The 21,850-nt window shown below is 68.9% G+C and carries 17 protein-coding genes; 14 read left to right on the forward strand and 3 right to left on the reverse strand.

Going from position 1 to position 21,850, the window contains the following annotated elements:
- Window positions 1–13: 13 nt before the first annotated feature.
- A complete protein-coding gene (locus tag D3H34_RS07985) occupies window positions 14–772 on the forward strand; it encodes an alpha/beta hydrolase-fold protein (RefSeq protein ID WP_119552910.1) in 759 nt (252 codons plus the stop codon).
- Here D3H34_RS07985 and tsaD read toward each other — a convergent pair.
- The gene (gene tsaD, locus D3H34_RS07990) at window positions 708–1,769 is read right to left on the reverse strand and encodes a tRNA (adenosine(37)-N6)-threonylcarbamoyltransferase complex transferase subunit TsaD (RefSeq protein WP_119552911.1); all 1,062 of its coding nucleotides are present in this window, start codon (window positions 1,767–1,769) and stop codon (window positions 708–710) included. The genes D3H34_RS07985 and tsaD overlap by 65 nt on opposite strands.
- A 99-nt stretch (window positions 1,770–1,868) precedes the next feature.
- Between tsaD and D3H34_RS07995 the strand changes: the two genes are divergently transcribed.
- The 4 genes from D3H34_RS07995 (at window position 1,869) to D3H34_RS08010 (ending at window position 6,448) form a co-directional block, all read left to right on the forward strand.
- Window positions 1,869–3,134, forward strand: a complete 1,266-nt coding sequence (locus D3H34_RS07995) for a nitrate regulatory protein (RefSeq protein WP_119552912.1) — start codon at window positions 1,869–1,871, stop codon at window positions 3,132–3,134.
- Between the two features lie 319 nt (window positions 3,135–3,453).
- Window positions 3,454–4,698: a CmpA/NrtA family ABC transporter substrate-binding protein gene (locus D3H34_RS08000; RefSeq protein WP_119552913.1), complete on the forward strand. Its 1,245-nt coding sequence runs from the start codon at window positions 3,454–3,456 to the stop codon at window positions 4,696–4,698.
- 20 nt (window positions 4,699–4,718) lie between these two features.
- On the forward strand, window positions 4,719–5,642 hold the full coding sequence (gene ntrB, locus D3H34_RS08005; protein WP_119553001.1) for a nitrate ABC transporter permease: 924 nt from the start codon (window positions 4,719–4,721) through the stop codon (window positions 5,640–5,642).
- Window positions 5,639–6,448, forward strand: a complete 810-nt coding sequence (locus D3H34_RS08010; protein WP_119552914.1) for an ABC transporter ATP-binding protein — start codon at window positions 5,639–5,641, stop codon at window positions 6,446–6,448. The genes ntrB and D3H34_RS08010 overlap by 4 nt, the downstream gene beginning before the upstream one ends.
- 22 nt (window positions 6,449–6,470) lie before the next feature.
- Here the strand turns inward: D3H34_RS08010 and D3H34_RS08015 are convergent, their stop codons facing one another.
- Window positions 6,471–7,754: an ANTAR domain-containing protein gene (locus D3H34_RS08015; protein WP_119552915.1), complete on the reverse strand. Its 1,284-nt coding sequence runs from the start codon at window positions 7,752–7,754 to the stop codon at window positions 6,471–6,473.
- Window positions 7,755–8,014: 260 nt separating this feature from the next.
- Here D3H34_RS08015 and D3H34_RS08020 point away from each other — a divergent pair, with 260 nt between their 5' ends.
- Window positions 8,015–9,277, forward strand: a complete 1,263-nt coding sequence (locus D3H34_RS08020; protein ID WP_119552916.1) for an MFS transporter — start codon at window positions 8,015–8,017, stop codon at window positions 9,275–9,277.
- 20 nt (window positions 9,278–9,297) lie between these two features.
- Here the strand turns inward: D3H34_RS08020 and D3H34_RS08025 are convergent, their stop codons facing one another.
- Window positions 9,298–11,016 (reverse strand): bifunctional protein-serine/threonine kinase/phosphatase, encoded by a 1,719-nt coding sequence (locus D3H34_RS08025; RefSeq protein WP_119552917.1) that lies wholly within the window; start codon window positions 11,014–11,016, stop codon window positions 9,298–9,300.
- Window positions 11,017–11,080: 64 nt separating this feature from the next.
- On the opposite strand from D3H34_RS08025, the gene nirB reads away from it, so the two are divergent.
- From nirB to D3H34_RS08065, 8 genes are all read left to right on the forward strand, one after another.
- Complete coding sequence (gene nirB / locus D3H34_RS08030) at window positions 11,081–13,513, forward strand: nitrite reductase large subunit NirB (protein ID WP_119552918.1); 2,433 nt, start codon at window positions 11,081–11,083, stop codon at window positions 13,511–13,513.
- Window positions 13,514–13,563: 50 nt separating this feature from the next.
- Complete coding sequence (gene nirD, locus D3H34_RS08035) at window positions 13,564–13,959, forward strand: nitrite reductase small subunit NirD (protein ID WP_119552919.1); 396 nt, start codon at window positions 13,564–13,566, stop codon at window positions 13,957–13,959.
- Between the two features lie 93 nt (window positions 13,960–14,052).
- Window positions 14,053–16,848 carry a nitrate reductase gene (locus tag D3H34_RS08040; protein ID WP_119552920.1) on the forward strand — a complete coding sequence of 932 codons (2,796 nt, stop codon included), beginning with the start codon at window positions 14,053–14,055 and terminating at the stop codon, window positions 16,846–16,848.
- 47 nt (window positions 16,849–16,895) lie between these two features.
- Window positions 16,896–17,801: a DNA-binding protein YbiB gene (gene ybiB / locus D3H34_RS08045; protein WP_119552921.1), complete on the forward strand. Its 906-nt coding sequence runs from the start codon at window positions 16,896–16,898 to the stop codon at window positions 17,799–17,801.
- The gene (gene cobA / locus D3H34_RS08050) at window positions 17,798–18,601 is read left to right on the forward strand and encodes a uroporphyrinogen-III C-methyltransferase (protein ID WP_119552922.1); all 804 of its coding nucleotides are present in this window, start codon (window positions 17,798–17,800) and stop codon (window positions 18,599–18,601) included. Before ybiB ends, cobA begins: the two co-directional genes overlap by 4 nt.
- Before the next feature lie 102 nt (window positions 18,602–18,703).
- Window positions 18,704–19,828, forward strand: a complete 1,125-nt coding sequence (locus tag D3H34_RS08055) for a sterol desaturase family protein (RefSeq protein WP_119552923.1) — start codon at window positions 18,704–18,706, stop codon at window positions 19,826–19,828.
- A gap of 2 nt (window positions 19,829–19,830) precedes the next feature.
- Window positions 19,831–20,616 (forward strand): YaeF family permuted papain-like enzyme, encoded by a 786-nt coding sequence (locus D3H34_RS08060; protein WP_119552924.1) that lies wholly within the window; start codon window positions 19,831–19,833, stop codon window positions 20,614–20,616.
- On the forward strand, window positions 20,613–21,839 hold the full coding sequence (locus D3H34_RS08065) for a BaiN/RdsA family NAD(P)/FAD-dependent oxidoreductase (protein ID WP_119552925.1): 1,227 nt from the start codon (window positions 20,613–20,615) through the stop codon (window positions 21,837–21,839). The genes D3H34_RS08060 and D3H34_RS08065 overlap by 4 nt, the downstream gene beginning before the upstream one ends.
- Window positions 21,840–21,850: the final 11 nt, after the last annotated feature.

Genomic DNA, 21,850 nt, shown 5'->3' on the forward strand with positions numbered 1-21,850 from the left:
GCCTCAAGGCACCATGAAAACGCACCTGCAGTCAGCCAATGACAACGAACGGTCCGACACGCTCCTGATCTTCCTGCCGGGGGCCTACCTCAAGCCTGAAGAGTTCGAGCGCGAAGGTTTCATCAGCGCCGTGCGCGAGCGGCACCTGGCGGCCGACGCGCTGCTGGTCGATGCGGACGTCTCCTACTACTACGACCAGACCCTCAGCGAACGGCTGCATGCCGACGTCATCGAGCCCCAGCGGGCCAAGGGCTACACCTCGATCTGGCTCGTCGGCATTTCCATCGGTGGTTTCGGCGCGCTGATCCACGAACTGGCGCGGCCGGGCTCGGTGGACGGCATCGTGGCGCTGGCGCCCTACCTCGGGCGCCGCGTGCTCGGCGCGGAAATCAAGAAGGCCGGCGGCCTGCGCGCCTGGCAGGCGCCCACCGGACCGCAGCCCGACGAGGAACCCGACCGCAAGCTCTGGCCCTTCTTCCAGCAGTACCTGGCGCCGAAGCCGTCCAAGGACCTGCCGCAGCTCTATTTGGGATTCGGCCTGGCCGACCGCTTTGCCAGCAACCACAAGCTGCTGGCGGACGCCCTGCCCCCGGGTCGCGTGTTCACCACTGAAGGCGGCCATGACTGGCCCGAGTGGCGGCAGCTCTGGCGCAATGTGCTCGACGTGCTGCCGCTGCCGGCCATCGGCCGGTCGTCAAAGCAAACGTTTACGCAGTCTCAGAAAGCGCCGCATCCGGCACCGAAAGCGACGCCATGGGCCATCGCGGCTTGACGTCGAAGGCATAGCGCTCGGAGGCCTGCGACAGGCCCGACTGCAGCCGCATCGCGGCCGCCATGGCGATCATGGCGCCGTTGTCGGTGCACAGATGCAGCTCGGGATAGTGCACGCGCACCTTGCGACGGGCGCAGGCGGCGTTCAGCTGCTCGCGCAGGTTCTTGTTGGCGCCCACGCCGCCGGCCACCACCAGCCGCTTCAGGCCGGTCTGGTCCAGCGCCGCGAGCGACTTCTTCAGCAGCACCTCGACGATGGCCGCCTGTGTGGAGGCCGCAAGGTCGGCCTTGCGGTTTTCGAGCTGATCGCCCAGCTTCTTGGCCTGCGTGAGCACCGCCGTCTTCAGGCCGGCAAAGGAAAAGTCGAGGTCGCCGCTGTGCAGCAGCGGACGCGGCAGCTTGAAGGCCGCGGCGTCGCCGTCTTCGGCCAGCTTCGCGAGCCAGGGGCCGCCGGGGTACGGCAAGCCCATGAGCTTGGCGCTCTTGTCGAAGGCCTCGCCGGCCGCGTCGTCGATGGTTTCGCCGAGCAGTTCATAGCGACCCACGCCGTCGACCCGCATCAGCTGCGTGTGGCCGCCCGACACCAGCAGGGCGACGAACGGAAATTCGGGCGGATCGGCACTCAGGAACGGCGACAGCAGATGCCCTTCGAGGTGATGCACACCCAGCACCGGCTTGCCCAGCGCCACGCCCAGCGCGCAGGCCACCCCCGCCCCCACGAGCAGCGCACCGGCCAGCCCCGGGCCGCGCGTGTAGGCCACCACGTCGATCTCGGCGAGCGAGCGCCCGGCTTCGGCCATGACGGCTTCGGTGAGCGGCAGCACGCGGCGGATGTGGTCGCGGCTGGCCAGCTCGGGCACCACGCCGCCGTAGGCCTGGTGCATGGCGATCTGGCTGTGCAGCGCGTGCGAACGCAGCAGCGGCAGCGCGTCGCCGTGCGACTCGACCAGCGCCACGCCGGTCTCGTCGCAGGATGATTCGATTCCCAACAAGAGCATGGCGCCGAGTGTAGGGGCCGCCCGCCAGCGGTGCCTGCGAAGGGACAAGCGAGGCACGGAAGTTGCACGAGCCAGGTGCGCTTTCCCGACGCCCCACGAATGACTTCCGGCCTGAGCTTCCTGATCGCCGCGCGCCGATGCGAGATCGACGCGCTGGACCAGCTCGCGCGCACCAGCGAGCTGGTCGGCGCGATCGGCCGGCTCGTGCATGCGCTGCAGCGCGAGCGCGGCATGTCGAACGTGTTCCTGGCCTCGCATGGCGGGCGCTTTGCCGACCAGCGCGGTCCGCAGATCGTCGAATGCCTCGCGCTCGAGCAGCAGGTGCGCGCCGGCTTCGACCGGCTCGAGGCCGAGCACCACCGCGGCGTCAGTGCCGGCCACGGTGCGCGCCTGTTCAGCCGCATCGCCTGGGTGCTGCCGGGCCTCGACGCCCTGCCCGCGCTTCGCATGCGCATCGACGCGCTCGACCTCCAGCCGGCGCAGGCCGTGGCCGCCTTCGCCAAGCTGGTAGCCGGCCTGCTGGCGGTGGTGTTCGAAGCAGCCGACGGCGCCACCGACCCCGAGATCTCGCGCCTGCTGGTGGCAACGTTCAACTTCATGCAGGGCAAGGAGTTCGCGGGCCAGGAGCGCGCCTTCGGCGCCGCCGCGCTGGCGCTGGGCCGCGGCGACGATGCGCAACGCCAGCAATGGCGGCACCTGATCGAATCGCAGGAACGCTGCTTCCAGGTGTTCATCGACTTCTCGGGCGATGCGGTGCGCACGCTGTGGCACGACAGCCAGTCGGATGCCGTGCTGGCCGACATCGAACGCCTGCGCCGCATGGGCGCCACTTCGGTGCCGGCCGATGCGCTCCTGAGCCAGGCCTGGTTCGACGGCTGCACCCGGCGCATCGACGCCATGCAGACGGTCGAGAACCGCTTGTCCGCCGATCTGCGCGCGCTGTGCGACCACAAGACCGCGCAGGCACGCAGCGAACTGGCGGCCTACCAACAGCTGCTCGGCACGCTGGCCCCGCAAGCGGGCGGTGCGCTGTTCTTCGACGATGCCCAGCAGGCGCAGGACGCCACGCCCGCGCAACTCGGGCGCCACCTCGAACGCTCGGTGCTCGACATGGTCCAGGAACAGTCGCGGCGACTGCAGGCCATGAGCGACGAGCTCGACACCGCGCGCGCCTCGCTGAACGAACGCAAGATCGTCGAACGCGCCAAAGGCCTGCTGATGGCGCACCGCCGCCTGAGCGAGGCCGAGGCGCACAAGATGCTGCGCCAGACCGCCATGAACCAGAAGCGCCGGCTCGTCGACGTGGCCGAGTCGATGCTGGCCATGGCCGACTACCTGCCGCTCGAGGCTGCACCGCGGCGCTGACCTCAGCCGCTTGGATTGGTGCAGCGCACAACAGTTGTGCGCCGCCAGGTTTTGCGCTCCGGCAGGGACCTTCTCCTGCACCAGCGTGCGTTGCCAGCTCTCCTTTCCATAGCTCCGACAACCACTCCTTGGCTGGCACACCGCTTGCATAGACCTTGGCGCAGACCGCAAGGTCTTCAGGCAGGCGGCACCCAACGGCGGGTGCGGCCCACCGAACCGGACAAAGGCGTCCCCATCCCGCAAGGGCTCGTTCACGAGCAGCCGTTGCGCGGTGCGGACGCCTTTTCGTTTTTGTCTTTTCACTTCTGGAGCCCCGTCCATGTCCGATCTGCTGAAAACCAAACTGAGCCGGCGCCGCGTGCTGCAGGCCGCCGCCCTCGGCGCCGTGGGCATCGACCCCGCGCTGCGCGCTGTCGTCTGGGCCCAGGGCTCCGACAAGCCCGAGAAGGAGGAAGTGAAGATCGGCTTCATCCCGCTGACCGACTGCGCCAGCGTGGTGATGGCCTCGGTGCTGGGCATCGACAAGAAGTACGGCGTGAAGATCGTGCCCAGCAAGGAAGCCAGCTGGGCCGGCGTGCGCGACAAGCTCTCCAACGGCGACCTCGACATGGCCCACGTGCTCTACGGCCTCGTCTACGGCATGCACCTGGGCCTCAGCGGCCCGAAGAAGGACATGGCCGTGCTCATGACCCTCAACAACAACGGCCAGGCGATCACGCTGTCGAAGAAGCTGGCCGACAAGGGCGCGGTCGATGCGGCCTCGCTCGCCAAACTCATCGCCACCGAGAAGCGCGAGTACACCTTCGCCCAGACCTTCCCCACCGGCACGCACGCCATGTGGCTGTACTACTGGCTCGCCTCGGCCGGCATCGATCCGTTCAAGGACGTCAAGAACATCACCGTGCCGCCTCCGCAGATGGTGGCCAACATGCGCGTGGGCAACATGGACGGCTACTGCGTGGGCGAGCCCTGGGGCCAGCGCGCCATCATGGACGGCATCGGCATCACGGCCATCACCACGCAGGACATCTGGAAGGACCATCCCGAGAAGGTATTGGGCTGCACCGCGGAGTTCACCAAGAAGTACCCGAACACGGCGCGCGCCGTGACCGCAGCGATCCTCGAAGCCAGCAAGTGGATCGACACCGGCCTGCAGAACAAGAACAGGATGGCCGAGACCATCGCCGACAAGAGCTACGTCAACACCAGCGTGGACGCGATCAACCAGCGCATCCTGGGCCGCTACGTGAACGGCCTGGGCAAGAGCTGGGACGACCCCAACCACATGAAGTTCTACAACGGCGGCGCCGTGAACTTCCCGTACCTCTCGGACGGCATGTGGTTCCTCACGCAGCACAAGCGCTGGGGCCTGCTCAAGGACCACCCCGACTACCTGAAGGTGGCCACCGAGATCAACCGCATCGACATCTACAAGCAGGCCGCCGCTGCCACGCAGACGCCCGTGCCCAAGGACGCGATGCGCAGCAGCAAGCTCTTCGACGGCACCGTCTGGGACGGCAAGGACCCGAAGAAGTACGCCGACTCGTTCAAGTTGCACGTCTGATGCACGAGGAGAAGCACATCATGGTCAGCGCCGTTTTCCATTCCCCGCTCGACGCGGTGGCCTCGCAGGTCGCCGCGCCCGTGGTGTCCAGGCCCCTGGCACCCTCACCTGCTGTTGCCGTTGCCGCGGCGACATCTGCACCTCGCACTCGCACGCCCCTCGACCTGCGCGCCTTCTGGATGCGCGTGCTCCCGCCGTTCCTGGGCTTCGGCCTGCTGCTGCTGGTCTGGGAGATCGTCGCCATGAAGAGCACCACCGGTTTTCCCTCGCCGATGGCCACCTGGCAGCAGGCCGTCACCGTGTTCAGCGACCCGTTCTACAGCAAGGGGCCGAACGACCAGGGCGTGGGCTGGAACGTGCTCTCGTCGCTGCAACGCGTGGCGCTGGGCTTCGGGCTCGCGGCGCTGGTGGGCATTCCGGCCGGCTTCGCGATCGGGCGCTTCGAATTCCTCTCGCGCATGTTCAACCCGCTCATCAGCCTGCTGCGACCGGTGTCGCCGCTGGCCTGGCTGCCCATCGGCCTGCTGGTGTTCAAGGGCGCCAACCCGGCCGCCATCTGGACCATCTTCATCTGCTCGATCTGGCCGATGGTCATCAACACCGCCGTGGGCGTGCAGCGCGTGCCGAGCGACTACATGAACGTGGCGAAGGTGCTCAACCTCAGCGAATGGAAGATCCTCACCAAGATCCTCTTTCCCGCCGTGCTGCCCTACATGCTCACCGGCGTGCGCCTGGCCGTGGGCACCGCGTGGCTGGTGATCGTCGCGGCCGAGATGCTCACGGGCGGTGTCGGCATCGGCTTCTGGGTGTGGGACGAGTGGAACAACCTCAACGTCGCCAACATCATCATCGCGATCTTCGTGATCGGCATCGTCGGCCTCGTGCTGGAGTTCGCGCTCATCAAGCTCGCCACTGCATTCACCTTCGAGGAAGTGAAATCATGAACGACGATTCGAAGTACATCGAGATCCACGGTGTCGAGCAGGCCTTCAAGACACCCAAGGGCCGCTTCGTCGCGCTGCGCGACGTGAACCTGAACGTGGCCAAGGGCGAGTTCGTCACGCTCATCGGCCACTCGGGCTGCGGCAAGTCGACGCTGCTGAACCTGATCGCCGGGCTCACCACGCCCACGCAGGGCGTGCTGCTGTGTGCCAACAAGGAGATCAAGGGCCCGGGGCCCGAGCGCGCGGTGGTGTTCCAGAACCACTCGCTGCTGCCCTGGCTCACCTGCTTCGAGAACGTGTACCTCGCGGTCGAGCGCGTGTTCGCGGCCACCGAAAGCAAGGCGCAACTGCGCGAACGCACCGACGCGGCGCTCGCGCTGGTGGGCCTCACGCCGGCCGCGCAGAAGCGGCCCGGAGAAATCTCGGGCGGCATGAAGCAGCGCGTGGGCATCGCCCGTGCGCTGTCGATGGAACCCAAGGTGCTGCTGATGGACGAGCCCTTCGGCGCGCTCGACGCCCTCACCCGCGCCAAGCTGCAGGACGAGCTGCTCGCCATCGTGCAGAAGACGCGCAGCACGGTCGTCATGGTCACGCACGACGTGGACGAGGCCGTGCTGCTGAGCGACCGCATCGTGATGCTCACCAATGGCCCGGCCGCCACCATCGGCGAGGTGCTTTCAGTGGACATCGCCCGTCCGCGCAACCGCGTGGCGCTGGCCGAGGACCCGGCCTATGTGCATGCGCGCAAGGCGGTGATCGACTTCCTTTACACGCGCCAGGCGCATGTGGAGAAAGCGGCGGCCTGAACTGGTCTGAACAAACCTGCCATCAAGACATGATGACCTGCAGGCTGTGTTCATACCAGCCCGTGAGGCGCTCGAAGGTGTCGACCAGCGCCTCGCTGGAACGCACCAGCGTGGCGCGCCCTTCGGGGCTGTCGAGCGCCTGCACGCCACCGACGAGGCGCAGCCACTCGTCACGCGCACTCACCAGTCCTGCGCGGATCTCCGGGGAACTGAGCGGCGCGCGCTCCAGCTCCAGCAGCGCGGCTTCGAATTCGTTCATGGTCGGCAGCAGCCGGTCGCGCGAGGCGCCGGCCGCGAGCGTCGAGGCCAGCAGCGCGTCCTTGGCCAGCCGCTGCGCACGCATGCGCTGCCGTCCGCAGATGTTGACGATGCGCAGCGCGCGCCGTGCGCCCGAAGCTTCCAGAGCGTCCGTCAGGGCTTCGGCGGCCAACAGCAAGTCCTCGCCGCGCGCATCGATCGCGGCCAGTCCCTGCGCGGCGGGCTTGGCGGTCAGCAGCGCGGCCAGCGCGCTCCACGCGGCCCGCACCTCGCCGAGCGCTTGCACGCCGGCCGGCGCCAGTTCGAGGGCCGTCAGATGATCCAGCGTCTGCTGCACACGTTCGGTCGACTGCGTGCGCAACACGCGCGCGCGCTGCGCGTCGATGCCGGCCGCGAGCTGCGCCGCCACGCGCACCAGCCGCTGCGAGAGCATGCGCAGCTGCCCCGCGCGATTGATCGCCTCGGCCCACTGCGCAGCCTCGATGACCGAGCGCGACACCTCGCCCAGCCGCAGATTGGCGTGCATCGCGGCGCCGCGCAGCAGGCCGAAGGCCTCGTCCTCGCCGATGCCGCGTGCGGACATCAGCAGGCCCTTGGCGCGATCGACCCACTTGCGCTCGTCCATGCGCGTGCGCAGGCCGTCGAGTTCGGTGCGCAGCGCGGCCTCGCGCGCCCAGCGGGCCTGCGCCTGCGCCGTCAGCGCTGCGAGCGCATCGACGCCATCACGGGGTACCCAGGCATGCACGCCCGCGGCCACGAGCGCCGCGTGCTGCGCGCCGTCCAACGGTGCGCTCATCACGCCCAGAGCACACGGCGGTGCGCCGCCCCAGGCGGCCAGCGCTTCGAGCAACGCATCGAGCTGCGGCTGCGCTTCACCCAGATGCACCAGGACCATCGACGGTGCAAGTGCCTGCGTCCGCTGCACCAGCGTGTGGCAGCCCGCACGCCCCAGCACCGCAACGCCCGCTGCATCGATCGACAGCTGCAGCGACGCCGGCAAGGGCGCGCCATCGGTGAGTTCAGGGGAAAGGACGACGAGAAGGGACATGGCGGCAAGGTGTGGCAAGGCCCCGGAAGCATAGGTCAGGCCAGCCCGCATTCGCAGGCACGCCTCTTGCAACACAGAGGGCACGGTGTAACGAAGCACCGCTTTGGTGAGGCTGCAGGTTCCTGCATCCAACCCGGCCGCCTCCCGGCCGGGAGCACCCCCATGCCGACGGCGTTCGCCGCCGGTACCCCGACTCCACCCCTGTCCGCCGACACGACCTCACCCAGGTCGCGCCGCGGCTTTTTGCACCTTTGAACGCCATGTCCGGTTTCAGGAATTTCTTGCAGTCAGGCCACAGTCCGACTCTGTTCGCGGCCTTCCTGTACTTCTCGTTCTCCTGCTGCATCTGGGTGCTCAACGGCGCCATGGCGCCCTTCATCGGCGAGACCTTCGACCTCTCGCCCGCGCAGAAGGGCCTGATGCTGTCGGTGCCGATCATCGCGGGTGCGCTGATGCGTTTTCCGCTCGGCCTGCTGTCGCAGTACATCGGCCGCAAGAAGGCCACGCTGGTCGAGATGGGACTGATCGCGGTGGCGATGCTGTTCGGCTTCTTCTTCGTCAAGAGTTTCAACGACCTGCTCGCCATGGGCGTGCTGCTGGGCATTGCCGGCGCGAGCTTCGGCGTGGCCCTGTCGCTGGGCTCGGGCTGGTTCCCGCCGCAGCACAAGGGCCTCGCGATGGGCCTGGTGGGCGCGGGCAACGTGGGCACGGCGGTGTCGGTGCTGGTGGCGCCGCCACTGGCCAACTGGCTGGGCTGGCAGGCGGTGTACGGCGTGGCCGCGATCGCGATCCTGATCCCGATGGTGGTGATGGTGCTGTTCGCGAAAGAACCGCCGGACGTCAACGCGCATTCGAGCTTTCGCGAACACATCGCCTGCCTGTTCGAGAAGGACGGCTGGGTCTTCAGCCTGATCTACGGCGTGACCTTCGGCGGCTTCATCGGCCTCACGACCTTCCTGCCCTCGTACTACTACGACCAGTTCGGCGTGAGCAAGGTGCAGGCCGGCCAGCTGACCATGCTCGCGGCCTTCATGGGCGCGGCGGTGCGCATCGTGGGCGGCTGGCTGTCCGACCGCTGGGGCGGCGTGAACACGCTCACGGTGGTGCTGCTGGTGGTGGCCGTGGGCCTCGTGCTGGTGGGCTTCTCGTCGGGCTCGCTGGCCGTCACCACGCTGGTGCTGATCGTGTGCTTCGCCGCGCTGGGCGCGGGCAACGGCGCGCTGTTCCAGCTGGTGCCGCTGCGCTGGCCCGCGAGCACGGCCGTGGCCGGCTCGATGATCGGCGAGATCGGCGCCCTCGGCGGCGGCCTCGTGCCCAACGCCATGGGCCTGTCGAAGCAGTACCTGGGCAGCTACCTCTGGGGCTTCGTGTTCTTCGCTCTGCTGTCGCTCGTGATGCTGGGCGTGATGCGCGTGATGCAGATCCGCTGGACGCGCACCTGGGCCGAAAAGGGCGGGCGCGCGCGCGTCACGCCCGCCCCGGCTGCGACGCCCTCGCCCGTTCGCAAGGCCGCCCGCTCATGACCCTGTCCGCCCGCCCCCGCTCAACGTGGCAAGAACAGAAGCCACACGATGAGCAGCACGTTGAACAGCACCGACACGCCGAGCGCGAGCTGGTACAGCGCGAGCGGGTCGCGGCGGATCAGCGGCGTGGCGGCGGGCGCGTTCACGGGACGCGAGGCGCCGCGCTCCAGCGCGAGCAGCATCTCCTCGGCGGTCTCGAAGCGTTCGCGCGGGTCGCGGGCCACGGCCTTGCGCACGAGGTGGTCGAGCCACACGGGCACGTCGGGCCGCAGGCGCGAGAGCGCGACGGGGTCGCGCCGGTAGCGCGCCACCTGGTAGGGTTCGATCTCACCGTAGGGCAAGTGCCCGCCGAGCCACTGGTACAGCGTGGCGCCGAGTGCGAACAGGTCGCTGCCCGCGTCGGCCACGCCGCCCTCTTCCCATTGCTCGGGATTGATGTAGCTCGGCGTGCCCGCATGCAGCTCGCGCTGCGCCGCGCCCTCGCGGCCCGAGATTGCCACGCCCAGGTCGAGGATGCGCCAGCGGCCGTCGTCGCCGCGATGCAGGTTGCCGGGCTTGATGTCGCGGTGGATCACGCCGTGGCGGTGCAGCCGGCCGAGCGCGCGGCTCACCTCGATGGCCGCGCCGACCACCTCGGTCACGGTGCCGCGTGTGCCGTCCTTGCGCATCTGCTCGAGCGTGCGGCCGCCGTGCCAGTCGAACACGATGTACAGCGCGCTGGCGTCCGGCGCCCGCTCGTGCACGCGCACGAAGCCGCCGCCCTGCCCCACGCGCTGTCCCAGCCAGGCCTCGTGCGCCAGCATCGCGCGCTCCTGCGGGTCGCCGGCGCGCGAGGGGTGCAAGGTCTTGAGCGCGACCAGTTCGCGCGTGACAGGATGACGCGCCTGGTACAGCAGGTGCACGCCGGTGTCGGCCACGGGCGCGGTGACGACGTAGCCGTCGAGCACGTCGCCCACCTTGAGCACGGGCGGCGGCGCGAGGCGGCGGCCGTCGCCGAGTTCGTCGTCGAGCTGGCGCGCGTCGAGCCCCACCACGCGGATCACCAGCGCGGTCGCGTTGTCGCGCGTGCCGGCGTCGAGCGCCGCATGCACCAGCGCCTCGCTCGCCGCCTCGGCATCGCCCTGCAACGCGAGCGCGGCCACCTGCTGCGGCTTGAGCACGCCGTGCACGCCGTCGGTGCTGAGCACGAAGCAGTCGCCCACGCGCACGTCGCCCTGCAGGTAGTCGACGCGCACCTGGTCGTCCAGGCCGATGGCGCGCGTGAGACGGCTGCGCATGTCGGGGTGGTCGAAGGCGTGGTCCTGCGTGAGCAGCTGCGCGGGCTCGCCGTCGGCGCGCACGTGCCAGGCGCGCGTGTCGCCCACATGGGCCAGCGTGTAGCTCTGGCCGTGCAGCACCAAGGCGGTGAGCGTGGTGAGCGCCGTGCCGGCGCCCTCCTGTTTTCCCTGGCGCCGGCGGTTGTGGTCGGCAAGCCAGCCGTTCTGCGCGCCGATCAAACGGTCGAGTGCAGCAGTCGGCTCCCAGGTGGCGGGCGTCGCGAAGTAGTCGGCCAGCAAGCCCATCACCGTGGTCTGCGCCGCTTCGCGCCCGCGACCGCCGCTGGACACCCCATCGGCAATCGCCGCGATGAGCCCGCGCGCCTCGTCGCCAGCGGGTGCATGCACCGCGCCGGCGAAGTCTTCGTTCGCGTCGCGCGGCCCGCGCTGGCTGCTGTAGCCGATGTCCACTTCAAAGCTCATGGCGCGATTCTGACCGCGCGCCGCGGGCCGTCGTTCGGTTGATTTCCCTGAAAGGTCCCGCCCCATGAAGAAAATGAAACTCGTGATGGTCGGCAACGGCATGGCCGGCGTGCGCACGCTCGAGGAGCTGCTGAAGATCGCGCCCGACCTGTACGACATCACCGTCTTCGGCGCCGAGCCGCACCCGAACTACAACCGCATCCTGCTGTCGCCCGTGCTCGCGGGCGAGCAGACGGTCGACGAGATCGTGCTCAACAGTTGGGAGTGGTACAGCGACAACCACATCACGCTGCACGCCGGCAAGAAGGTGGTCGAGGTCGATCGCGTGAACCGCATCGTGCGTGCGGAAGATGGCACCGAGGCGCCCTACGACCGCCTGCTGATGTGCACCGGCTCCAACCCCTTCATGCTGCCCGTGCCCGGCAAGGACCTGAAGGGCGTGATCGCCTACCGCGACATCGCCGACACCGACTACATGATCGAGACCGCGCGCACGCACAAGCATGCGGTGGTCATCGGCGGCGGCCTGCTCGGGCTCGAAGCGGCCAACGGCCTGATGCTGCGTGGCATGAACGTGACCGTGGTGCACGTGATGCCCTGGCTCATGGAACGCCAGCTGGACGACGTGGCGGGCAAGCTGCTGCAGAAGTCGCTCGAAGACCGCGGCCTGAAGTTCCTCATGGGCGCGCAGACGCAGGACCTCGTCGGCGGAGACGACGGCCGCGTGAAGGCCATCCGTTTCAAGGACGGCACCGAGGTCGCGGCCGACCTCGTCGTGATGGCCGTGGGCATCCGCCCCAATGTGGAGCTGGCCGAGAAGATGCGCCTGCACTGCAACCGCGGCATCGTCGTGACCGACACCATGCAGACCGTGACCGATGCTCGCATCTACTCGGTGGGCGAATGCGCGGCGCATCGCGGCATCGCCTACGGGTTGGTCGCGCCGCTGTTCGAGCAGGCCAAGGTGGCGGCCAACCACCTGGCGCAGTTCGGCATCGGCCGTTACCTGGGCTCGCTCACCTCCACCAAGCTCAAGGTGACGGGCATCGACCTCTTCAGCGCCGGCGAGTTCATGGGCGGCGAAGGCACCGAGGAGATCGTGATGAGCGACCCCTTCGGCGGCGTCTACAAGAAGCTGGTGCTCAAGGACGACAAGCTGATCGGCGCCTGCCTGTACGGCGACACGGTGGACGGCAGCTGGTACTTCAAGCTGCTGCGCGACGGGCGCAGCGTGCACGACATCCGCGACAAGCTGATGTTCGGCGAATCGAACATCGGCGACACCGGCCACGAAGGCCACAGCAAGGCCGCGAGCATGCCCGACGACGCCGAGGTGTGCGGCTGCAACGGCGTGAACAAGGGCACCATCTGCAAGGCCATCAAGGAGAAGGGCCTGTTCACGCTCGACGAGGTGAAGAAGCACACCAAGGCCAGCGCCAGCTGCGGCTCGTGCACCGGGCTGGTCGAGCAGATCCTGATGTTCACCGCCGGCGGCGACTACTCCGCCACGCCGAAGAAGAAGGCCGTGTGCGGCTGCACCGAGATGAGCCACCAGGACGTGCGCGATGCCATCCGCAAGGAACACTGGCTCACGCACGACGACGTGTACCGCGGCATGGGCTGGCGCACGCCCAACGGCTGCGCCACCTGCCGCCCGGCCGTCAACTACTACCTCATCAGCACCTGGCCGAAAGAGGCGAAGGACGATCCGCAGAGCCGCTTCATCAACGAGCGCAGCCACGCCAACATCCAGAAGGACGGCACCTACTCGGTCATTCCGCGCATGTGGGGCGGCCACACCACGCCCGACGAGCTGCGCCGCATCGCCGATGCGGCCGACAAGTACAAGATTCCGACCGTGAAGGTCACGGGCGGCCAGCGCATCGACCTCCTGGGCGTGAAGAAGGAAGACCTCGAAGGCGTGTGGAAGGACATCGGCATGCCCTCGGGCTTCGCCTATGCCAAGTCGCTGCGCACGGTGAAGACCTGCGTGGGCAGCGAGTGGTGCCGCTTCGGCACGCAGGACTCCACGCAGATGGGCAAGGACCTGGAGCGCGCGCTGTGGGCCATGTACTCGCCGCACAAGGTCAAGCTGGCCGTGTCGGGCTGCCCGCGCAACTGCGCCGAGGCCGGCATCAAGGACGTGGGCGTGATCGGCGTCGACTCCGGCTGGGAGCTCTACGTGGGCGGCAACGGCGGCATCAAGACCGAAGTGGCGCAGTTCCTCGTGAAGGTGAAGACCGCCGCCGAGGTGATGGAGTACTCAGGCGCCTTCCTGCAGCTGTACCGCGAGGAAGGCTGGTACCTGGAGCGCACGGTGCACTACATCGGCCGCGTCGGCCTGGACTACGTGAAGAAGAAGATCCTGGAAGACGCCGAAGGCCGCCAAGCGCTGTGGGAGCGGCTGCAGTTTGCGCTCGACGGCGAGCCGGACCCGTGGTTCGAATCGGCGCAGGCCTCGGTGGACGTTCGGCAGTTCGCGCCGCTGTCGGTGTGAGCCGCGCCACCGCATCCACGCATCAGAGAAAAAACTAAGAGAGCCCCACCATGAGCGATTGGAAAGCCATCTGCCGCCTCGACGACATCCCCGTGCTCGGCGCCCGCCGCGTGATGCGGCCCGCCGGCCTGGACGTCGCCGTGTTCCGCAACGCCGAGGACCAGGTCTTTGCGCTGCTCGACCGCTGCCCGCACAAGGGCGGCCCGCTGAGCCAGGGCATCGTGTTCGGCACCAGCGTGGCCTGCCCGCTGCACAACTGGGCGATCGGGCTGGACGACGGCTGCGCACGCTCGCCCGATGAAGGCTGCACGCCGAAGTTCGCGGTGAAGCTGGAGGACGGCATGGTGCACCTCGATGCCGGCGAGCTGGCCACGCATGCGCTCGACCTGGAGCGACCGGTCGCCGGGCCCAGGGTCTTGTCCCCTCTCCCTCTGGGAGAGGGCTAGGGTGAGGGCGACAGCGTGCGCATGAACAACGTCGTCACCATCGCCAAGGCCGCGAGCCCCCACCCCAACCCTCCCCCGGAAGGGGAGGGAGCAATGCGGGAAACGAAATCCACCTGCCCGTACTGCGGCGTGGGTTGCGGCGTCATCATCGAATCCGCCGGCGACCAGATCACTGGCGTGCGCGGCGACCCCGCGCATCCGGCGAACTTCGGGCGCCTGTGCAGCAAGGGCTCGACGCTGCACCTCACGGCCAGCGCGACCGTCACGCGCCAGACGCGGCTGCTGCAGCCGATGCGCCGCGCGGTGCGCGGCGAGGCGCCCATGGCCGTGACCTGGGACACCGCACTCGACAACGCCGCCGGCAAGTTCGCCCAGGTGGTGCGCGACCATGGCCCCGACGCCGTCGGCTTCTACGTGTCGGGCCAGTTGCTGACCGAGGACTACTACGTCTTCAACAAGCTCGCCAAGGGCCTGGTCGGCACCAACAACATCGACACCAACTCGCGCCTGTGCATGAGCAGCGCGGTGGCCGGCTACAAGCAGACGCTGGGCGCCGACGCGCCGCCGGCCTGCTACGACGACCTGAAGCACGCCGAGTGCCTGTTCATCGTGGGCAGCAACACGGCGTGGGCGCACCCCATTCTTTTCCGCCGCATCGAGGACGCGAAGGCCGCGAACCCCGCGCTGAAGATCGTCGTGGCCGACCCGCGCCGCACCGACACCGTGGAGATCGCCGACCTGTTCCTGCCGATCCAGCCCGGCACCGACGTGATGCTGTTCCACGGCATGCTGCACCTGATGCTGTGGGAAGGCTGGACCAACGCGTCCTACATCGCCGCCCACACGAATGGCTTCGACGCGCTCAAGGCCACGGTGCGCGACTGCACGCCCGACACGGTGGCGCAGGTGTGCGGCATTCCGAAGGGCGATCTGCTCGCGGCAGCGCGGATGTTCGCTACCTCGCCCGCCACGCTGAGCCTGTACTGCCAAGGGCTGAACCAGTCGTCCAGCGGCACGGCGAAGAACGCGGCGCTCATCAACCTGCACCTGGCCACCGGCCAGATCGGCAAGCCCGGCGCCGGTCCGTTCTCGCTCACCGGCCAGCCCAATGCGATGGGCGGGCGCGAGGTGGGCGGGCTGGCCAACCTGCTGAGCGCGCACCGTGACCTGGCCAACCCCGCGCATCGCGCCGAAGTGGCCGCGCTGTGGGGTGTGCCCGCTGTGCCCGAGAAGCCCGGCAAGACGGCGGTCGAGATGTTCCAGGCGGCAGCCGACGGCGAGATCCGCGCGCTGTGGATCGCCTGCACCAACCCCGCCCAATCGATGCCCGACCAGGCCACGGTGCGCCGCGCGTTGGAGCGCGCCGAGTTCGTCGTGGTGCAGGAGGCCTTCGCCACCACCGCCACCTGCGCCTTCGCCGACCTGCTGCTGCCCGCCGCCACCTGGGGCGAGAAGGAAGGCACCGTGACCAACAGCGAGCGCCGCATCTCGCGCGTGCGCCCCGCCGTCGCGGCGCCGGGCGAAGCGCGCAACGACTGGTCGATCGCCGTGGCCTTCGCGCAGCGGCTCGAACGGCAGCTGGGCCGCACGCTCACGCTGTTCCCTTACGAGAGCGCCGAATCGGTCTGGAACGAGCACCGCGAATCCACGCGCGGGCGCGACCTCGACATCACCGGCCTGAGCTACGCGATGCTCGAGACCGCCGGCCCGCAGCAGTGGCCGCTGAAGGAGGGCGACAGCACCGGCCGCGTGCGCCTGTACGAAGACGGCGTGTTCCCCACGCCCGACGGCCGCGCGCGCTTCGTCGACACGCCCTACAGGCCGGTGGCCGAGGCCCGCGAGACGCGCTACCCCTTCTCGCTCAACACCGGCCGCCTGCGCGACCAGTGGCACGGCATGAGCCGCACCGGCACGGTCGGCAAGCTGTTCGGCCACGTGGCCGAGCCCGTGGTGCAGATGAACGCGCAGGACATGGCGCGCCGCCAGATCGCCGAGGGCGACCTGGTGCATCTCACGTCGAAACGCGGTTCGATCCTGCTGCCGGCGCGCGCCAGCGCCGAGATCGGCCTGAGCCAGGCTTTCGTCGCGATGCACTGGGGCGAGGAATACCTCAGCGGTTGCTCGTCGACCGGCGCGCGGCTCGCGGGCATCAACGCGCTCACCACGCCGGCCTACTGCCCGACTTCCAAACAACCCGAGCTCAAGCACACGCCCGTGAAGATCCTCAAGGCCGAGCTGCCATGGTCGCTGCTGGCCATGGCCTGGCTACCCGCCGGCGAGGCACTCACGGCGCAGCGCGCGCTGCAGCCGCTGATGGCGCTCTTCCCTTTCGCCACCTGCGTGCCGTTCGCGAGCAACGCGCAGGGCGAGGAACGCAGCGGCGTCCTCTTTCGCGCCGCTGCGCACGACGCGCCCGACGCGGCGCTGGTCGACACCATCGAGGGCCTGCTGGGCCTGCAGACCGCCGACACCCTGCGCTACGCCGACCGCCGCCGCGGCCAGCGCCGCGCCGCACGGCTGGTGCGCCGCGCCGACGGCAGCGCCGGGCTCGAAGCCTTCCTGCTGGGCGGCGACACCAGCGCCGAAGCCTGGATCGCCACCCTGCTGCGCGAGGAACTGCCGGCGCAGAGCTACGGCCGGCTGCTGCTGTCGCCAGGCGCCCGCGCACCGGTGGCCGTGCAGTCGCGCGGCAAGACGGTGTGCGCCTGCTTCAACGTGGCGGACGCGGCCATCCAGGCCGAACTGGGCCGCTGCAGCGGTACCCCGGACGAGCGGCTGGCCGCGTTGCAGGGGGCGCTGAAATGCGGGACGAACTGCGGGTCGTGCATTCCGGAACTCAAGCGAATGGTGCGCGCCACGCCCGCCGAGGCACTGGCCGTAGGGGCATAAGGGACCTCGCATTCCGGCATAAGCCTTGCAGGACAATCCGCCTACCCATGGGAATCAGCCACTACATCAAGGAAATCGGCCGCGGCGCGCGAGGCGCCAGGCCGCTCACGCGCGAACAGGCCTGCGACCTGTTCGGCCAGGTGCTGGACGGCACCGTCACCGACCTGGAAATCGGCGGCTTCTGCCTGGCCATGCGCATCAAGGGCGAGACGCCCGAGGAGATGGCCGGCTTTCTCGACGCCACGCACGCGCGGCTGAACCCGGTGACGGCCACAGGCGGCCCGCTGATCGCGCTGCCCAGCTACAACGGCGCGCGCAAGCTGCCGGTGCTCACGCCGCTGCTGGCGCTCCTGCTGGCCCGCGAAGGCCTGCCGGTGCTGGTGCACGGCAGCGCGAGCGAAACCTCGCGGGTACTGGCATCGAACGTGCTTGCGGCCCTGGACATGCCCCCGATGACCACGCTCACGCCCCTTGCCGCCGGCCAGGTGGGCTTTGCCCCGACCGAGCTGCTGAACCCCGCGCTCAAGCGCCTGCTCGACGTGCGCCGCGTGGTGGGCCTGCGCAACCCCGGCCACAGCGTGGTCAAGCTCATGCAGCCGACCACCGGCCCCTGCGTGGTGGTGGCCAGCTACACGCACCCCGAATACGCCCGCACGATGGGCGAGACCTTCGAGCTCACGGGCATGACCGCCCTGCTCTCGCGCGGCCTCGAAGGCGAAGTGGTGTCCGACCCGCGCCGCACCGCGCAGATCGACGGCTTCGTGCGCGGCGTGCGCAGTGAACTCCAGGCCCAGGCCGCCGGCACCGCCGCCGACGTGCCCGGCCTGCCGAAGGACATCGACGTCGCCACCACGGCCGCGTACACGCGGCGTGTGCTGGCGGGCGAGCTTCCCGTGCCCGAAGCCATCGCGACGCAAGTCAGGCACATCACCGAACTGGCATCCCACGCATGAACCACACACTGCCCCCCATCACCGGCCGCTGCACGCTGGTGGGCGCCGGCCCCGGCGACCCCGAGTTGCTGACCCTCAAGGCCGTCAAGGCGATCCAGGCCGCCACGGTGCTGCTGGTCGACGACCTCGTGAACGACGCCGTGCTCCAGGCCTACGCCCGGCCCGGCGCGCGCATCGTGCACGTGGGCAAGCGCGGCGGCTGCAAGAGCACGCCGCAGGCCTTCATCGAGCGGCTCATGATCACGGCCGTGCGCGAGGGCGAAACCGTGGTGCGCCTCAAGGGCGGCGACCCGTTCATCTTCGGGCGCGGCGGCGAGGAGGTGGAGCACCTGCGCGAAGCCGGCATCGAATGCACGGTGGTCAATGGCATCACCGCCGGCCTTGCGGCCGTGACTTCGCTGGGCGTGCCGCTCACCCACCGCGACCACGCACAGGGCGTCGTCTTCGTCACGGGCCACGCCAAGACCGGCGCGGGCGCGGCCGAAGACCCGACCGACTGGCGCGCGCTGGCCGCCACGGCGCACAACGCGCGCCTCACGCTGGTGATCTACATGGGTGTCTCGGGCGCCGGCCACATCGAGCGCGAACTGCTGCACGGCCTGCCGGGCGACACACCGGTGGCCGTGGTGCAACACGCCAGCCTGCCGCACCAGCGCCACCTCGTGACCACGCTGCAGGGCCTGCAGGCGCGCATCGCCGACGCCGGACTGGCCAGCCCGGCGGTGATCGTGGTGGGCGATGTGCTGCAGGGATTGGCCGCGGCCGCGCTGCCGGTCGATGCCGGTCGATTCGGCACATAGGTACCGCCCCCGCCCCATCAGGCCACACAGGCCGTGGCGTCCGCCCGAGCGACGCCTAAAATCCCGCCCCGACCCAACGAACAAGAAGGAAGGGGCCAAGGGATGCTCGACAAACTCAACGAATTCACCGAAAGCCACGGCGAGCTGCGCCGTGGGCGCGGGCTGGTCACCGGCACCATCGCGTTCAGCCTCGCCATCCTGTGCTTCCTGGGCGTGCTGGCCTTCCACTTCCCGCAGTACCTGACGACGCCCGAGCTGCGCAAGAGCTACAACGTCGACGTGATGCGGATCATCCTGCTCACGGCCCTGGTGATCTCGGGCGGCTTGTCGCTGGTCAACATCATCTTCAACCGCTCGCGCTGGCTGTCGTCGGCGGCCTTCCTGCTGGTGGCGGCCTCGGCGCTGCTGGGCGGCCACAAAGTGCCGGTGCACGACTTCGCCGACAACACGCCGTACATCGGGCTGGACTGGTTCATCCTCGACCTGCTGGGCTCGTCGCTGATCTTCATCTTCATCGAGAAGCTGTTCGCGCTGCGCAAGGACCAGCCCGTGTTCCGCGAGGAATGGCAGACCGACTTCCACCACTTCGTGGTGAACCACATGATCGTGGGCTTCGTGCTGCTGGCCACCAACCTAATGGTGCACAAGCTGTTCGGCTGGGCCGCCAACGACGGCATCCGCGGCTGGGTCGGCAACCTGCCGTTCTGGGCCGGGCTGCTGCTGATCATTCTCGTGGCCGACCTCGTGCAGTACTGGACGCACCGCGCGTACCACGAGGTGCCGGTGCTGTGGCGCCTGCACGCGGTGCACCACAGCGTGAAGAGCATGGACTGGATGGCCGGCTCACGCCAGCACATCCTGGAGCTGCTGATCACGCGCACGCTGGTGCTGGCACCGATCTACGTGCTGGGCTTCAGCAAGGACGTGATCGACGCCTACATCGTGGTGGTCGGCTTCCAGGCGGTGTTCAACCACTGCAACGTGAGCGTGCGCCTGGGGCCGCTGCGCTACCTCATCGTCACGCCCAACTTCCACCACTGGCACCACAGCCAGGACCAGGAAGCGCTCGACAAGAACTACGCGGCGCACTACGCCTTCCTCGACTACCTCTTCGGCACGGCCGTGAAGAGCACCAAGCTCTGGCCCGAGAAGTACGGCGTGCTGGGCGACTACGTGCCCAACGGCTTCTTCAAGCAGCTGAAATTTCCGTTCGTCTGGAAGGGATGACGATGGCCTCCCTTCTGCGCGCTGCGGCGCTGGCCGCAGCGCTGCCGCTGCTGCTCTCGGCCTGCGCCACGCGCATCGAGATGCCTTCCGAAACGTCGGGCCTGCGCCTGCGCGTGCAAAGCTCGGTGATCGCCCCCGGCAATGGCGGAGAGCTGATCGGCGCCGACGTGCTGGCGCCGGGCGACATCCTGCTGACCTCGATCGCCACGGTGAATTCGTTCGGCATCCGTCTGGGTACCTTCTCGCCGGTGAGCCATGCAGTGCTCTACCTGGGCGACGGCCAGATCGCCGAGGCCGTGGGCACCGGCGTGCGCGCCCGGCCGCTGGCCGAAGTGGTCGACGAAGAGCAGATGGTCGTGGCCTTTCGCGTGCCCGGCCTCCTCACGGCCGATGTCGAGAAGATGCGCGAATGGGCCAACTCGCAGGTCGGCACCCGCTACAACACCGCCGGCGTGCTGCTGAACGCGCCCTTCGTGCTGAACCGCCGGCTGTGCGAGCTGCCGCTGATTCCTTCGGCCGTCAGCGCGTACTGCATCAGCGGCCTGGCCACGGTGCAGTTGGGCGCCAGCCGCAATGACCAGTTTTTCTGCTCCCAGTTCGTGCTGGAGGCCTACCGCCAAGCCGGCGTGCCGATCACCGACGCCGACCCGCGCTGGGTCAGCCCGGCCGACCTGCTCCACATGCGCGAGGGCGACGTACCCTCCATCGCCGCCACGCAGCCGCTGCGCTACGTGGGCCACCTCAAATACAACCCGCCGCCGGTGCTGGCGGCGGACGGTCCCGCTTGAGCTCTCTTTCTTCTTCCTCTCCTTCTTCTTCCTTCGACGTCGTTGTCGTCGGTGCCGGCGCAGCCGGTCTCTTTTGCGCCGCACTGGCGGGGCAGCGCGGCCTGCGCGTGCTGCTGGTCGACCACAGCGAGAAGGTGGGCGAGAAGATCCGCATCTCGGGCGGCGGCCGTGCCAACTTCACCAACCGCGACCTCGACGTGCGCGCCCCGCAGCGCCATTTCGTCGGCGACAACCCGAATTTCTGCCGCTCGGCGCTCTCGCGCTACGCGCCGCAGCAGTTCATCGACATGGTGCAGCGCCACGGCATCGCGTACCACGAGAAGCACAAGGGCCAGCTGTTCTGCGACGGCTCCTCGCAGCAGATCGTCGACATGCTGCTGGCCGAATGCGCTGCAGGGAACGTCGAGCGCTGGCAGCCGTGCAAGCTCGGTGACATCACGCATGTCGACGGTCGCTACCAAATCAATAGCACGCGCGGCCCGATCGACGCGCCCAAGCTGGTCGTGGCGACGGGCGGCCTGTCGATTCCCCAAATTGGTGCAAGCGACTTCGGCTACCGGATCGCCGAGCAGTTCGGCCTGCGACTGGTCTCGCCCCGCCCGGCGTTGGTGCCGCTGACCTTCGGCGGCGACGCCTGGGCGCCCTACGCCGGCCTGGCCGGGCTGGCGCTGCCCGTGCGCATCGAGACCGGCGGCAAGAAGGACAAGATGGCCTTCCTTGAAGACCTGCTGTTCACCCACCGCGGCCTGTCGGGCCCGGCGGTGCTGCAGATTTCGAGCTACTGGAAGCCCGGCAGCCCGCTGACGCTGGACTTCGCGCCCGGCACGGACGTGGCCGAATCGCTGGCCGACGCCAAGCGGCGCTCGAAGAAACGCATCGCCAACGAACTGGCCGCGCTCGTGCCCTCGCGACTGGCCGACGCCTGGGTCGGCGAAGACCCCGCGCTGCAGCGCCCGGTCAACGAAGCGACCGACAAGGCGCTGGCCGCTCTGTCGGAGCGTATCGCCCGCTGGCAGATCACCCCCAGCGGCACCGAGGGCTACAAGAAGGCCGAGGTGACGGCCGGCGGCGTCGACACCCGCGACCTGTCGTCCCAGACCATGGAATCGAAGCAGCCGGGCCTGTATTTCATCGGCGAAGTGGTCGATGTGACCGGATGGTTGGGCGGATACAACTTCCAGTGGGCCTGGGCCAGCGCCCACGCCTGCGCGCAGGCGCTTTGAGCGTCCTGCCT

The sequence above is a fragment of the Acidovorax cavernicola genome, assembly GCF_003581445.1.

What these genes read in the sequence shown, in the direction of transcription:
- D3H34_RS07985 (WP_119552910.1), top strand. Translation starts at nt 14, where the DNA reads ATGAAAACGCACCTGCAGTCAGCCAATGACAACGAACGGTCCGACACG.
- tsaD (WP_119552911.1), bottom strand. Translation starts at nt 1,769, where the DNA reads ATGCTCTTGTTGGGAATCGAATCATCCTGCGACGAGACCGGCGTGGCG.
- D3H34_RS07995 (WP_119552912.1), top strand. Translation starts at nt 1,869, where the DNA reads ATGACTTCCGGCCTGAGCTTCCTGATCGCCGCGCGCCGATGCGAGATC.
- D3H34_RS08000 (WP_119552913.1), top strand. Translation starts at nt 3,454, where the DNA reads ATGTCCGATCTGCTGAAAACCAAACTGAGCCGGCGCCGCGTGCTGCAG.
- ntrB (WP_119553001.1), top strand. Translation starts at nt 4,719, where the DNA reads ATGGTCAGCGCCGTTTTCCATTCCCCGCTCGACGCGGTGGCCTCGCAG.
- D3H34_RS08010 (WP_119552914.1), top strand. Translation starts at nt 5,639, where the DNA reads ATGAACGACGATTCGAAGTACATCGAGATCCACGGTGTCGAGCAGGCC.
- D3H34_RS08015 (WP_119552915.1), bottom strand. Translation starts at nt 7,754, where the DNA reads ATGTCCCTTCTCGTCGTCCTTTCCCCTGAACTCACCGATGGCGCGCCC.
- D3H34_RS08020 (WP_119552916.1), top strand. Translation starts at nt 8,015, where the DNA reads ATGTCCGGTTTCAGGAATTTCTTGCAGTCAGGCCACAGTCCGACTCTG.
- D3H34_RS08025 (WP_119552917.1), bottom strand. Translation starts at nt 11,016, where the DNA reads ATGAGCTTTGAAGTGGACATCGGCTACAGCAGCCAGCGCGGGCCGCGC.
- nirB (WP_119552918.1), top strand. Translation starts at nt 11,081, where the DNA reads ATGAAGAAAATGAAACTCGTGATGGTCGGCAACGGCATGGCCGGCGTG.
- nirD (WP_119552919.1), top strand. Translation starts at nt 13,564, where the DNA reads ATGAGCGATTGGAAAGCCATCTGCCGCCTCGACGACATCCCCGTGCTC.
- D3H34_RS08040 (WP_119552920.1), top strand. Translation starts at nt 14,053, where the DNA reads ATGCGGGAAACGAAATCCACCTGCCCGTACTGCGGCGTGGGTTGCGGC.
- ybiB (WP_119552921.1), top strand. Translation starts at nt 16,896, where the DNA reads ATGGGAATCAGCCACTACATCAAGGAAATCGGCCGCGGCGCGCGAGGC.
- cobA (WP_119552922.1), top strand. Translation starts at nt 17,798, where the DNA reads ATGAACCACACACTGCCCCCCATCACCGGCCGCTGCACGCTGGTGGGC.
- D3H34_RS08055 (WP_119552923.1), top strand. Translation starts at nt 18,704, where the DNA reads ATGCTCGACAAACTCAACGAATTCACCGAAAGCCACGGCGAGCTGCGC.
- D3H34_RS08060 (WP_119552924.1), top strand. Translation starts at nt 19,831, where the DNA reads ATGGCCTCCCTTCTGCGCGCTGCGGCGCTGGCCGCAGCGCTGCCGCTG.